The sequence below is a fragment of the Rhodocyclaceae bacterium genome (assembly GCA_020248265.1).
Taxonomy (GTDB): Bacteria; Pseudomonadota; Gammaproteobacteria; order Burkholderiales; family CAIKXV01; genus CAIKXV01.
Genome location: JADCHX010000012.1, coordinates 62,076 through 75,564, shown reverse-complemented (window position 1 = coordinate 75,564; position 13,489 = coordinate 62,076). Strand labels below are relative to the sequence as shown.

At 67.0% G+C, this 13,489-nt stretch carries 11 protein-coding genes, 2 tRNA genes and 1 pseudogene; 7 read left to right on the top strand and 7 right to left on the bottom strand.

Annotation, left to right across the window (positions count from 1 at the left end; all coding sequences use genetic code 11):
- Positions 1 to 23: 23 nt before the first annotated feature.
- The 3 genes from ING98_13580 (at position 24) to ING98_13570 (ending at position 3,103) form a co-directional block, all read left to right on the top strand.
- Positions 24 to 599 carry a rhomboid family intramembrane serine protease gene (locus ING98_13580; protein MCA3102895.1) on the top strand — a complete coding sequence of 192 codons (576 nt, stop codon included), beginning with the start codon at positions 24 to 26 and terminating at the stop codon, positions 597 to 599.
- 141 nt (positions 600 to 740) lie between these two features.
- Complete coding sequence (locus ING98_13575) at positions 741 to 1,739, top strand: tripartite tricarboxylate transporter substrate binding protein (protein ID MCA3102894.1); 999 nt, start codon at positions 741 to 743, stop codon at positions 1,737 to 1,739.
- Between the two features lie 2 nt (positions 1,740 to 1,741).
- Complete coding sequence (locus ING98_13570) at positions 1,742 to 3,103, top strand: MmgE/PrpD family protein (protein ID MCA3102893.1); 1,362 nt, start codon at positions 1,742 to 1,744, stop codon at positions 3,101 to 3,103.
- 7 nt (positions 3,104 to 3,110) lie between these two features.
- Here the strand turns inward: ING98_13570 and ING98_13565 are convergent, their stop codons facing one another.
- From ING98_13565 to ING98_13545, 5 genes are all read right to left on the bottom strand, one after another.
- Positions 3,111 to 4,166 (bottom strand): GTP-binding protein, encoded by a 1,056-nt coding sequence (locus ING98_13565; GenBank protein ID MCA3102892.1) that lies wholly within the window; start codon positions 4,164 to 4,166, stop codon positions 3,111 to 3,113.
- Positions 4,163 to 4,561 (bottom strand): hypothetical protein, encoded by a 399-nt coding sequence (locus tag ING98_13560; protein MCA3102891.1) that lies wholly within the window; start codon positions 4,559 to 4,561, stop codon positions 4,163 to 4,165. Before ING98_13560 ends, ING98_13565 begins: the two co-directional genes overlap by 4 nt.
- A 23-nt stretch (positions 4,562 to 4,584) precedes the next feature.
- A complete protein-coding gene (locus ING98_13555) occupies positions 4,585 to 6,027 on the bottom strand; it encodes an amidohydrolase family protein (protein ID MCA3102890.1) in 1,443 nt (480 codons plus the stop codon).
- 36 nt (positions 6,028 to 6,063) lie between these two features.
- A complete protein-coding gene (locus ING98_13550; protein ID MCA3102889.1) occupies positions 6,064 to 7,074 on the bottom strand; it encodes a tripartite tricarboxylate transporter substrate binding protein in 1,011 nt (336 codons plus the stop codon).
- Between the two features lie 88 nt (positions 7,075 to 7,162).
- A complete protein-coding gene (locus tag ING98_13545) occupies positions 7,163 to 8,134 on the bottom strand; it encodes an ornithine cyclodeaminase family protein (protein ID MCA3102888.1) in 972 nt (323 codons plus the stop codon).
- Between ING98_13545 and ING98_13540 the strand changes: the two genes are divergently transcribed.
- The 3 genes and pseudogenes from ING98_13540 to ING98_13530 all read left to right on the top strand — a co-directional run bounded on the left by ING98_13540 (position 8,108) and on the right by ING98_13530 (position 12,388).
- Positions 8,108 to 8,752, top strand: coding sequence for a hypothetical protein (locus tag ING98_13540; protein MCA3102887.1), 645 nt, complete (start codon positions 8,108 to 8,110; stop codon positions 8,750 to 8,752). The two genes, ING98_13545 and ING98_13540, sit on opposite strands and share 27 nt — an antisense overlap.
- Before the next feature lie 1,132 nt (positions 8,753 to 9,884).
- Positions 9,885 to 11,027: a twin-arginine translocation pathway signal protein gene (locus ING98_13535; GenBank protein ID MCA3102886.1), complete on the top strand. Its 1,143-nt coding sequence runs from the start codon at positions 9,885 to 9,887 to the stop codon at positions 11,025 to 11,027.
- A 531-nt stretch (positions 11,028 to 11,558) separates the two neighbouring features.
- A pseudogene (locus ING98_13530) lies at positions 11,559 to 12,388 on the top strand (nucleotidyl transferase AbiEii/AbiGii toxin family protein).
- 223 nt (positions 12,389 to 12,611) lie between these two features.
- Here ING98_13530 and ING98_13525 read toward each other — a convergent pair.
- Together ING98_13525 and ING98_13520 are read right to left on the bottom strand one after the other, a co-directional pair.
- Positions 12,612 to 12,687: transfer RNA gene (locus ING98_13525), tRNA-His, on the bottom strand.
- A gap of 91 nt (positions 12,688 to 12,778) precedes the next feature.
- Positions 12,779 to 12,855, bottom strand: a tRNA-Arg gene (locus tag ING98_13520).
- Between the two features lie 207 nt (positions 12,856 to 13,062).
- Here ING98_13520 and dksA point away from each other — a divergent pair.
- Positions 13,063 to 13,485, top strand: a complete 423-nt coding sequence (dksA, locus tag ING98_13515; GenBank protein MCA3102885.1) for an RNA polymerase-binding protein DksA — start codon at positions 13,063 to 13,065, stop codon at positions 13,483 to 13,485.
- The last annotated feature ends 4 nt before the right edge of the window (positions 13,486 to 13,489 follow it).

The window sequence follows — 13,489 nt, the reverse complement described above, 5'->3', positions numbered from 1 at the left end:
CGTCTGCGTTAAGGTATCCGTCCATGGTCCGTACACTGCTCTTCCTCAACATCGCCGGGTTCTGTGCGCAGACCTTCTACGGCGATTTCCTGCTCTACTGGTTCGGGCTCTGGCCGCCCGGTCCGGATACACAGCCTCACTTCATGTTCTGGCAGCTGGTGTCCTACAGCTTCCTGCACGGTGGCATCTTGCACCTGGGCGTTAACATGCTGGCCCTGTGGATGTTCGGCCGGGACGTGGAACGGGTGCTTGGCAGCCGCCGCTTCCTGCAGTATTACCTCGGGTGCGTGGTGTCGGCAGCGCTGCTGCAGTTGCTGGTCGCCTATGTCAGCGCGATGCCCTACCCGACGGTGGGGGCCTCCGGCGGCGTGTTCGGCTTGCTGCTCGCGTATGGCCTGTTCTTCCCGTACCGGAAACTGATGCTGCTGTTCCCGCCGATCCCCATGCCCGCCTGGCTGTTCGTGTCGCTGTACGCAGCGCTCGAGTTGGTGTTGGGGGTCACCGGCTCGCAGGCCGGTGTCGCGCACTTCGCGCACCTGGGTGGAATGCTGGGCGGGTACCTGCTGCTGCAACTCGGGTCGAGGCGACCGCGCGAGTAGTCCGGCGAAGCGCCGGCCGGCCCGGTGCCTGCCGGGAGCCCTCGGCACCGATCGGCACATGGCTGGCAGTACATGGATTCCGAAGTGGTATCGTCAGCCGACTCATGCGGCGCGGCGCGCCGCACCACCAGGAGAGCGATCTTGTCCGAGCCCACGCCGATACGGCACCGCCTGCTGCAGCCCCTTGCAATCACCGTCCTGGTCGGCGTCCTCGCGGGCACCGGGCTGTCGGTTGCGCAAGCGCAGAAGTACCCTGAAAAGCCGATCCGGCTGGTTGTGCCATTCGCTCCCGGCGGCGGTGCCGACATCTTCGGCCGACTGGTCGCACAGCGGCTGAGCGAGACGCTGGGCACCATGATCGTCGAAAACCGGCCGGGCGCCGGCAGCACGGTCGGCATCGAGTTCGTTGCCCGCGCCCCCGCCGATGGCTACACGCTGCTGCTGTCGTCCGCAGCCTTCAGCGCTGCGGCGGCGCTGTATCCGAAGCTCGGCTACGACCCGGTGAAGGATTTCGCGCCGATCTCGGTGGTCACCACCGTACCGCTGGTCGTCGTCGCCCACCCATCGCTGCCGGTGAAGACGGTGCTCGACCTGGTCCGGCTGGCGAAGGCCAAGCCGGGCGAACTGCTCTACTCGACCGCGGGGCCGGGCAGCCTGATCCACCTCGCCGGGGAGTCGTTCATGTCGGTCACCCAGACACGGTTGACCCAGGTACCGTACAAGGGCGGCGGCCAGGCGATGACCGGCGTGCTTACCGGCGAGACGCAAGTGATGTTCGCCACCATCGAGACGGTGATGGCGCAGATCCGTGCCGGAAAGCTGCGCGCCGTTGCAATGACCACGGCGGAGCGCTCGCCCGCGCTTCCGAACGTGCAGACCGTCGGCGAACAGGGGCTGAAGGGCTACGAGGCGCAGGGCTGGTTTGCGCTGTTCGCACCAGCGGGCACCTCGACCGACATCGTCGGCCGAATCCAGGCGGAGGTAGCCCGCGCGATGAAGGTGCCTGAGTTCCGCGAGAGATTCCTGAGCGAAGGGGCGGTACCGGTCGGCGGCACGCCCGCGCAGCTCGACAAGCTCGTGCGCGGCGAGATCGCCATGTGGGCGCGCCTGGTCAGGGAAGCAAAGATCAAGGTGGACTGACCATGAGCACGACGGTAGACCGGCTGGCCGCCCACGCTGCGCACACCCACTGGCGCGATCTGCCTGCGGCAGTCCAGCACCAGGCGCGGCTGGTGCTTCTCGACACCGTCGGCGTGATGCTCGCAGGCTCGCTGCAGCCCGAGGTGGCGCTGCTGCGCGACGCGCTGCGCGTGCACGGGACAGCCGACTGCGACGCGACGCTGGTCTGCGCGCCGCCGGTCCGTGCAGACATGCGTACCGCCGCCCTGCTCAACGGTATCGCCGGGCGCTCGGTCGAGCTGTGCGAAGGGCATCGATTCGTCTCCTGTCAGGCCGGGGTGCAGGTGCTTCCCGCGGTGCTGGCGGTGGGCGAGCGCATGCGCTCGCCCGGCACCGAACTCCTGACAGCGCTGGTGGTCGGTTACGACATCGGGGTTCGCCTGGGCGCGGGCCTGGCGGCACGCCCGCGCGCGCACCAGAACGGCCAGACCGCGATGCTGGGCGCGATCGCGGCCGGCGCACGGCTGCGTGGCTTCGACGCCGCCGGCATCGCGTCTGCGCTGCGAATCGGCGCACCGCTGGTCCTCGTGCCCTCCTATTCCCATACCGTCGCCGGTGCCACGGCGCTGAACGTCGCCGGCGGCATGAGCGGCTTCAACGGCGCGCTGGTGGCAGACCTGGTCGCTGCCGGCTTCACCGGACGCGCAGATGCGGTCGACGAAGCCCTTGCCCAACTGGTCGGGGACGGGTTCGACCCGGCCCCGGTAACCGAGGAACTAGGCTCGCAATGGGAGATCGCGCGCAACCATTTCCGTCTGCGCGCCTGCTGCAATCCGATCTACTCGGCGCTCGATGCCCTCGAGGCAGCGCTGGCGGGACTCGCCCCGACGCCGGAACAGGTCGAACGCATCGATGTCGAGACCTATGCATTCGCCGCAGTGATGAACGATCCGGCCCCGGCGAACTACTTCGCGTCCAAGTACTCGCTGCCGCATGCCGCCGCCGCGCTGGTACTGCTCGGACATGCGGGCTACCAGGCGTTCACGGCAGACAAGGTCGACGATCCGTCATTCGCGGCACTGCGCCGGAAGGTGCACATCCGCGAGGATCCTGCATTCAGCGCCCAGGTGCCCCGCCTGAAGCCTGCTCGTGTCACGCTGACCCTGACCGATGGGCGCAGAAGCACCCATGTCATCGAGAGCGCGCGCGGCGATTTCCAGAATCCGCACCCGGAATCGGCCCTGCGCGCGAAGTTCCGCGAACTCGCCGGGCTCGTGCTGTCGGACGACGGCGTGGCACGGCTCGAGGCGGCGATCGACCGCGCCCACGAATGGCACGACGTCGATGATCTGTACTCGGTGATCAGGACCTGCGGCGCGCGCTGAAGGGCCTTCAGCGGGCCGCAGCCGCGTGGCGGGCCTGCTCGCGGGCGACATCGTCGTCCAGCACCTCGAGCAGCGTCGAGATCCACTGCGCGGGGATCGCCTCCCCGATGAACACGATGCGCGTGCGCCGGTCGGCCGAAGGCCAGCGGTCGAGCCACTGCGGCGGATGGAACACATGCTGCACGCCGTGCAGCACGGCCGGCCCCTCCGGTCGTTCCACCACGCCGATAAGGCCCTTGACGCGCAGCAGCCGGTCGCCGCAGTGTTCCATCAGCCCTTCGAGGAACAGGGCCAGCGTCAGCGCATGCAGCGGCCTCTCGCGCAGCAGGCACCAGGAGGCGATGCGTGGATCGTGGACCGCGGCGGGGTCGATGGCTGCAAGGCCGGCGATCGAGGCCCGGGCGCTACCCTCGACAGGCAGGTAGCCGGCGATCGAACCAGTGCCCCTGGCAGGCTCGTTGAACAGGGTCGACGCCCCGATGGCCCCGTGGGCTACCGGCAATCGACGGGCGCCCGGGTTCAGCCGATGCAGTCGCGCATCCAGTGCCGGCGATACCGCAGTCAGGTCTGCCTTGGTCAGGAGGATCCGGTCGGCCACCGCAACCTGCCGTGCCGACTGTCTGTGGTGGTCGAGCGTCGCGAGGCCAAGCAGCGAATCGACGGTGGTGATCACCTCGCCGAGCACGTAAAGCCCTGCGAGTTCCGGATCGACCATCAGTGCCTGCAGGATGGCGGCCGGATCCGCGAGCCCGGACGTCTCGATCAGTACCTGTTCGAACCCCGGCAGTGTACCGGTGGCGCGTCGCCGGGCCATATCGCGCAAGGTCATCACCAGGTCGCTGCGTACCTTGCAGCACAGGCAGCCGGTGGTCAGTTCGATGAAATTCTCGTCGCTCGATTCGATCAGGTCGTGGTCGATCCCGATCTCGCCGAACTCGTTGATGATCACAGCGGTGCGCCCCATGGCCGGATCGCGCAGCAGATGGCGCAGCAGGGTCGTCTTGCCGCTGCCGAGGAAGCCGGTGATCACCGAGACGGGCGTCGCCGCTGCGCCGACGGTCACTGCAACGCTCCCGACCCGTCACTCATGTCGATCTCGCCACCGATACGTGCACCCGTGCCTACGCGCACCTTGGCAGCAGGCGGTACGCCAAGTGCTTCGCGCAGGCTGCGCAGCAGCCCGAGCGTCGACGCGCACGGTTTGCGCCTCGTCACGGGCAGGTCGACGCACGCCCCGGGCGCGTGCCACAGCAACCACCATCGGAACGGTTCCTCGTGCGGAGCCGCCTCGGCCACCACGATCGAAGTGCCGTCCGGAAGCGACAGCCGGGCCCGCAGCGATGCACCCGAATCTTGCGCGGGCGGGCCGCCCCCCTCCGGCGTCGACTGCAGCACAGCTTCGACCTGCCAGAGTTCGATGCTGGCACGCAGCAGCGCCTCGAGCTGTCCCGTCGTCATGGTGCCGGACGCGCGCCGCTGTGTCAGCGCGTGCCGTGCAGGCCGGCTCCGGCCAGCAGGGACGGATCAAGCCTGCGCGCGAGGAACCGACCATCGCCGAGTTCCGCTGTGAACCGACCCTCCTCGACGACCACCTTGCCGCGCGCGACGGTCAGCACCGGCCAGGCATGGACTTCGTGCCCTTCCCATGGTGTGTAGTCCGATTCGTGCAGGAACTCGGCGCGTACCGTGCGGCGCAGCGCGGGGTCGAGCACGGCGATGTCCGCATCGCTGCCGGGCGCCAGCGCCCCCTTGCGCGGATACAGGCCCATCAGCTTCGCGGCATTGGTCGATGTGAGGTCGACGAACTTCTCCAGCGACCAGCCGCGCTTGCCGACCATCTCGGTGTACATCACCGCCAGGCGGGGTTCGACGCCGGAGTTTCCGCCGGTGGTGTCGTCGAACCGGCTGCCCTGAACCTTGGTCGCCAGCGAACAGCAGAGCTCGTCGGTGGCCACGGTCTGCAGCGAGCCGTCGGCTGCGCCCTTCCAGAGTGCCTGCTGGTCGGCCTGCGACTTCAGCGACGGATAGGTGTGGTACATCTGGCCGTTCGGACGCAGGTAGTCGTCGGCGTTGAACATCATGTACTGGTGAAGGGTCTCGCCGTACACCGGGCTGCCCTTGGCGCGAGCCTCGCGGATCGCCTCGACACCCGTGGCCGCACTCACGTGCATGAAGTAGATCGCGGCCTTGCCCGGCACGCTCTCCGCGAGCCGGATCACGCGCCGGAAGGACAAGTCCTCGGACAACGTGTTGTGCACCTCCGGCAGGTAGCGGAAGTGGGTACGGCCTTCCCTGATCAGCTTCTCGTACATGTGCATGACGATGTCGTTGTCCTCGCCGTGCATCACGCACATGCCGCCTTCCTTCGCTACGACCTGGAACACCTCCCAGATGTCACCGAAGTCGACCATGCGCCCCTTGCGACTGGGGGTGATGTCGGTGGTGAAGATCTTGATCGTCGGGTAGCCGGCGCGGATCGCCTCGGCGATCTGGCCGAACAGTTCGGGCGGCAGTTGGCCTTCGACCATCAGGTGGTAGCTGTAGTCGCAGTAGCACTTGCCGATCCAGTCCTGGTCGCGCCGCGCGATCGCCTGAGGCAGGGTATTGCCGTGGGTCCAGCGCACGAAATCGATGAGCGTGGTGGTTCCGCCATGCAGCGCGGCCCGACTCACGGTCTCCGGTGGATCGGAGAATCCGGCCGTGCCGTCCGGGTTAGGCACATGCCACAGACAATGCACGTGCGGATCGACGCCACCGGGCATCACGATGCGCTCGCCGGCGTCGATCAGCCGGCGGGTGCTGGCGGCGTCGTACGTTCCCGCGCTGGCCACGGCGACGATCTGCTCGCCCTGGATCGCCACGTCGAATGCACCGGCACCCATCGGCGTGACGACTCTCCGTCCCCTGATCACCAGGTCGAGCATCGCATCTGTCCCCTTGTCGTTGTTGTCTGCCGAGCCCTACTCGCTCTTGATGCCGGCGGCCTTGATCACCTTGCCCAGGCGCTCGATCTGCGACCGGATGAAGCGGTCGAACTCCTCCGGGGTGCTCGCTTTCGGGTCGGTGCCCAGGTTCTGCAGCCGCTCGCGTACGTCGGGCAGCTGTACGATACGCGCCACTTCCTTCGAGACCTGGTTGATGACCGCGCGCGGCGCCTTCGCATTGCCGAGCAATCCGAACCACTGGTCGAACTCGTGCCCCGGCAGCCCCTCGCCCACCGTCGGCAGGTTCGGGAACATCGGCGAGCGCTTCGGCGTGCTGACGCCCAGCGCCACCACCCGGCCGTCGCGGATGAACGGCGCAGCCACGCCCAGCGACAGCCAGGTGAAGCCGATGCGCCCGCTCATCACGTCGTTCATCGCCTCCAGCGGTCCCTTGTAGGGAATGTACGGCGCGTTGATGCCGGCCTCGAGGTTGAACATCTCGCCGTTGATGTGCGCGCCACTGCCAACGCCGGCGGAACCGTAGCTGATCTGTCCAGGCTTTGCCTTCGCCGCGGCGATCAGCTCCTTTACCGACTTCACCCCGAGTTCACGGCTCGCCGCGAGCACATGCGCGCCCGTGACAACCTGCGAGATGCCCGCGAAGTCGCGTACCGTGTCGTACGGCAGCTTCGGGAACAGCGTGGCGCTGATCGCATGCTGCGCCGACACCATCAGCATCGTATGGCCGTCAGGGTTGGCGTTGATCATGGTCTGCGACGCCACAACGCCGCCGCCGCTCGGGCGGTTGTCGACCACCACCTGCTGCCCCCAGGTGTCGGTCATCTTCTGGCCCACGGTGCGCGCGAGAATATCGGTAAGGCTGCCGGGCGCGAAGCCGACGAGCATCCGCATCGGCTGCATGGGGAACCGTGCAGCCTCGGCCGCCAATGCATTTCCAGCACCCGTACACAGCGCGACCGGAAGCCCGAGGCGCAACAGCCCGTTCAGGATCGCAGCGGGAAAACCGATCGAGTGCGTACAGGACATGGTCAGTGGTTCCGGATCAGGTTGGGGCGGTCGGGTGATGCGCTCGCGCGGCTCCCAGTGTAGCGCCACCGGCTGGCGGCGGCTCAGCTCACTGCAGCGGGATCTCGATGCCAATGCCGCGCTTCGCGGCCTGGTCAAGCAGCACCGCGGCAACCGCGAGATCCTCCAGCCCGAGGCCCTGCGATTCGAACAAGGTGATTTCTTCGGCCGAACTGCGGCCCGGCTGGCGTCCACCAACCACGTCCGACAACGACATCACACGTCCCCAGTCGAGGCCGGGGGTGGCGATCAGGTCGCCGCTCTCGATCCGCGCGACCTCCACATCGTCGGCAACGATGCGGTCAGCCCGCTGCACGGCCAGCGCATCGAGTTCGCGCTTCTCGGCGAAGTTCGAGCCTGCGGCATTCACATGTACGCCGGGCGAAAGCCATGTCCCGTCGAACAACGGCACCTTCGACCCGGTGATGGTGGTGACCACGTCCGCTTCGCGAACAGCCGCTTCGATGTCCGCAGCCACGACTAGCCCGGGAGCGCCAACGCCAAGGACTGCAGCCATGTCGGAGATGAACGACGCCACCCGTTCCGGAGAGCGCCCGATCACGTTCACCCGCTCGAGCGACGGCAGCACCCGACACACTGCCTCCAGCTGGGCGCGGGCCTGCCATCCGGCGCCGAACAGCGTCATCACACGGCTGTCGGGACGCGCCATGAAGCGGGTCGCCACGCCGCTGGCCGCACCGGTACGGATCTGCGCCAGCAGTTCCGCCTCGAGCACCCCGACCAGCGCACCGGTCGATATCCGCCAGCACAGCACCTGGAAACTAGAGCCGACAGTGATGTCCTGGCGCACGATCGGGTACACCTTCATCGCCATCAGGTCGAGTGCATTCGAGATCGCACCCATCGCGTTCACGGTCACGCCCTTCAGGGCACCGCGGTGCCGAGCCACGTTCACCGCATCGCCGGTCGAGACATCGCGGAACGACTGCTCCACCGCCGGCAGCGCATCCGCCATGGTCAGCAGTTCGCGCACATGGACTTCCTTCAGCAGCGTGGCCATCGGGCTCCTCGTCTCTTTTCAAACCAGGCCGGAGGATATCGAAAAACGGCGGTGCTGAAAGTGACACCCTGCCCGAGGCTCGATGTGGCGGGCATGAACACCGCCAGCAAGGACTTCTGGCCCTCGATTCCGGACCGCATCCGCTTGCGAATTGACCAGGATCGGACCCAGAGCGTCGCAAGTCCGCTTTCACGCCTTTTGATCAGAAAGGCGCAGGTGGGGTGGCTGATGGCGCCACAAGCTTACCGTGTAACAGGTGTGTCAGCAGCGCGGAGGCGCGGCATGAAGGCGCACGACGCATTCCTGCGCCATCTGCTCGGCGCAGTTGACCGCGCGACGGTCTGGACGGTGCTCGCCGTGGTGCTGTCCGCCGTGACATGGACCGCAGCCTGGGAGCGCGGCCTGGGCTTGCCCGCCCTGGACGGCTGGCGTGTGCTCGGCCTCGCCCTGCTCGGGCGGGAGACCGACCGCACGGCGCTGACGTTGCTTGTGCTGTGCGCCCTAGTCGGCGTCATGGGCGCTTCCGTGGCGGGCGGTTGGCCGTTCGGTCGCTGGCAGCGCCGGGCAGAACTCGATGTGATGCGCCTGCGCGGCGCCCGGTGGGAGAACGACCGATGAGGCAAGCGGCCTGGGAGCGCTTCTTCTCGTGGCTAGCACCAGGGCGCAACCCCGAGCCCATGTCCGGCGGACATCGGCTCCCGCCCCTCGGCGGCCAGCCCTGGCCCGCCGAGCTGGAAACCCTGCACCTGCTGACGGCCGGCACTACAGGCGCCGGCAAATCGACGCTCATCGAAAAACTACTTGACGGCGTTCGAGCACGCGATGAACGCGCCATCGTTTGCGACCCGAATGGCGGGTACCTGCGCCACTTTGCGCGGGACGGCGACCGGCGTTTGAACCCGTTCGACGCCCGCAGCGAAGGGTGGACCGTCTTCAATGAGATGCGCGCGGATTTCGATGCCGACCGCCTGGCCGCCAGCATCGTCCCGGCTGGGCATGGCGAGTCGGCGCCCTGGCATCACTATGCGCAGGTTCTGCTCGCGGAAGTGCTGCGAGCGCTGGTGCGCAGCGGCGAGATTACGACCGAGCGCCTGCTGCACTGGTGCACCAGCGCATCGGCCCGCGAACTGGGCGCGCTGCTGGCGGGCACGGCAGCGGCGGGGCTGCTTGATGAAGGGGCTGACAAGGCGCTTGCCAGCATGAGGTTCGTTCTGACCGCGCACCTGTCGCCGCACCGATTCATCAAGGCCGGCGGCTTCAGCCTGCGCGACTGGCTGGAGCGCGAGGATGGGAGCTTCTTCCTGACCTGGCGCGCGGACATGCAAGCCGCGCTCGCGCCGCTGCTGGCGAGCTGGGCTGACATCGTGACCAATGCCGTGCTCATGCTGCCGCTCGACCCCACGCGGCGCGTGTGGTTGGTGCTGGACGAGTTGGCCGCGCTCGGCAAGTTGAATGGCCTGGAGGCCGGGCTGACCCTAGGCCGCAAACACGGCTTGTGCGTGGTGGCGGGCTTGCAGAGCACGGCCCAACTTGACCGGCTGTATGGCCGAGAGTCGGCTGGCTTGTGCCCATCGCCCAGGCGGAAGCCATCAGGCTGCCGTTGTCCAGGGCTGCGAGAAAGGATCGGGCGAGGCTCCAGTCGAATTCATGTTCATTCATTTTCGAATGATCGGTATCCTCGTTCGTGCATTCTCTCAGCAGCTGTCCGCCCCGACAATCCGAGTCAACGTCCAGATCAATGGAGATCACCATGCATCGACGCGACGTATTGCGGCTGGCAGGCGGCGGCTTCATCGCCGCAGCCGTGCCGACACTGGTCGGCTGTGACACCACCCTGCCGGATGCAGCAGTGGCCGCCTGGCGGGGCCCAGGCGCCGAAGCGGATCCGCGGCGATGGATCCTGGCCCACGCGATCCTCGCGCCACATTCGCACAATCTGCAGTCGTGGCTGGTCGACCTGCGCGAGCCTGACACGGTGGTGCTTCGCCTGGACCTGCAGCGCCTGCTGCCCGATACCGACCCTCGCTCGCGCCAGATGGTAATGAGCCAGGGCACCTTCCTGGAGTTGCTGGACCTCGCGGCCCGGGAACGTGGCCTGCGCGCCGAGATCGTGCCCTTCCCCGACGGGCCGTTCGAAGATCGCCGCCCCGACCACCGGCCGACAGCCCGGGTGCGCCTGGTGCCCGACGCCTCGCTGGAGCCCGATCCGCTATTTCGCCAGGTGTTCGCCCGTCGCACCAACCGCGCGGCCTACGATGGGCGCGCCCCATCGGCTGAGGCACTCACGGCGATGCGGGCAGCGGCAGCCGGCCTGCCCGTCACGGTAGGATTCAGCGATGCCGGCAGGGCCGACGCACACCGCCGGATTGCCGCCGACGCCTGGCGCATCGAGCTGACCACGCCGCGTGTGCTGCTGGAGACCTACCGGTGGCTGCGTATCGGTCCGGAGGAGATCAAGCGGCACCGCGACGGCCTGTCCCTGAACGACCCGATGGTGCGCGCGCTGACCGCCGCCGGCCTGTTCGACCGGACGAAGCCGTCGGCCCCTGACAGCCGCGAGATTCGCGGACAGATCCGCGACTTCGAGCGGGCGTTGGCCTCGACGCCGTCATTCCACTGGATGACCAGCCGCGACAACACGCGCCTGACGCAACTGGCCGCCGGCCGTGCCTGGGTGCGGGTACAACTGGCGGCCACGGCGCACGGTGTGGCGATGCACCCCATGCAGCAGGCCTTGCAGGAGTACCCGGAACAGGCTCTGCCGTACGCGGCCATCCACCGGCTGGTCGGAGCGCCAGGCGAGACGGTACAGATGTGGGCGCGGGTCGGCTACGGGCCAGCGGTCGGACCGTCACCCCGGCGTGGCGTGGACGCGCACCTCACCACCGCCTGAAGCAGCCTGTGGTGCGCGCCCGGAACACATCTGCGCCATATCGATGCCACGGTGATGCCGATGGCGGGGATAAGCCCGGCGTTCTGCGTCCGACAACTCGGACACTCTGCCGAGATGTCTTGTCGCACCTATGCCAAGTCGCTGGACGGAGAACACAATGGCCACGAGATGGAGCGGCTGGAGGCTTCAATCGCCCAAGTTCAGTCCGACAGTGCACCCGGTGCGCTCTAGTCCCGGTAACTGGCCTGGCACATGCCAGCTGCAGTCGGACCCGCACGTGCCCACTCTGCAGTCGCCGGAATAGGCCGATCGGCGACATGTAGCTCGGCGCTCGATGTCCGCCCGACGGATCGTGTCTGCGGCCAACAAGGTCGGTCGCCGCGGCTCCCCTCCCCGGGCCGGCAGGCCTGGGCACAACCGTCCCCGGCGTCGTGCCGGCAGGACCGACCCGGATCCGTGCTCCGGCGGCCGAGTCCGAAGTCACGCCGGCGATCTCTTCGCCATGAAGGGGGTACAGCCATCAACCTCTTCATGCAGGACATGCCGCGCCTGTCGGTCGACATCGACGTGGTGTACCGACCGTGGCAGTCGCCGCGCGAGGACGCGCTCGAGGCAATCGAGGCAGAACTGGCCTCGATTTCAGGGCGCGTCGTCGCCCCTCGACCTGCCGACGCGACGCGCTCGCAAGAATAGCGACGAGGACACACGCCTACTCGTCGAGAACGACACGAGCCAGGTCAAGATCGAGGTGAGCGTCGTCTTCCGCGGCATGCTGCTCCTGGTCGAACGCAAGCCGCTGAACCCAAAGAGCCGCGACCTGTTCGGCTTCGAGTTCGAGGTGCCGACCCTCGCTCGCGACGAGTTGTATGCCGGAAAGCTCGTGGCAGCCCTCGATCGACAGCACCCACGCGATCTGTTTGACGTGTGGCAGCTCTACGAATCGGGAGGTCTGACCGACGGTCATGGTCGAGTGCTTCGTGCTCTACCTGGCCGGTCACAACCGTCCGCCGCACGAGGTCCTGTTCGGACGCGACAAGAACATCGTCCAAGACTAACAGCGTGCGTTCGCCGGCATGACGCAGTTGCCGTGCTCGCTGGACACGCTACTCGTCGCACGACAGCATATCTGACACGACCTGTCTCGTCGCCTCACGGCGCAGCACGGACGGTTCCTGGGCGGTCTCGTACGGACCGAGCCCGAGTGGGCGCTGGTGCAGTGTCCGCACGCGTCGCAGTTGCCTGCCCTGCGCTGGAAGCTCGCCAACCTGCAGACATTCAGGGAACGAAGACCTGCAGACTTCTCGGCCCACGCCGCAGCGCTTGCCCTCAGACTACAGCAGATCAATGGGCCGCTCCAATAGGCGCTCTGAAGGGCTGATGCGCAACGCACAGCCAGCCCGCCGCGAACACGACGCGCGGATGCTGAACAGCGGGACTCCGATCGGTCCGTCCCTGCCGGCACCATCGCCGCTGCCAGGGGCTTATTCACCCCGCTTCAAGAGCTCGTCCATTTGCGAATTTGGTCCAAATTTGGTCCAAATGTCGCCTATACCGCCTTAAGCACTTGATTATAAAGGAGCGAAGTGGGGTGGCTGATGGGACTCGAACCCACGACAACCGGAATCACAATCCGGGACTCTACCAGCTGAGCTACAGCCACCACTGACCAGACAACTTCGCGATTATAGCGAGCGTTCCGGTTCTGCGCGACTCCCGTGACTGACCGGGTTCGCGATGCGCGAATGGGGCGCTGGCGTGCCCGGCGCGACTCGAACGCGCAACCGCCGGCTTAGAAGGCCGGTGCTCTATCCGGTTGAGCTACGGGCACCCGCACCCGTATTCTACGCGAGTGGCCATCGTGCGCCCTGCGTGTTTGCTCGGTGCAGGCTGGATCAACGCTGCTCGGACGCTTGCGGGCGTGTTGACTTCATGCTATCAAACTCGTTTAGCTTTCCTACTGGTTGGCGTTGTCAGGCTTGGACGCGGCGTAACCGCCGCCTGGGCTGGCAGCTTCCTCGTGGCTCGCGGAGGGATCATGGCGGTCGATTTCCAGAACAAGGTTGCTCCTTACAAGCCCAAGAAGGACGAGGAGTACATGAATGCAAAACAGCTCGACCACTTCCGCAGGATCCTTGCGTCGGTGAAGAGCGAGCTGTCCCACGATATCGACCGCACCGTGCAGATGATGCAGGACGAAGCCACCATCTTCGCCGACCCGAACGACCGGGCCAGCCAGGAATCCGACATGGCACTTGAGCTGCGCAATCGCGACCGCGAGCGCAAGCTGATCAAGAAGATCGACGAGACCATCGCCCGCATCGATGCCGGCGAGTACGGCTACTGCGACAGCTGCGGTATCGAGATCGGTCTCAAGCGCCTGGAAGCGCGTCCAACTGCCACCCTGTGCATCGACTGCAAGACGCTGGACGAGATGCGCGAACGCCAGATCGCCAAGTAGGCGC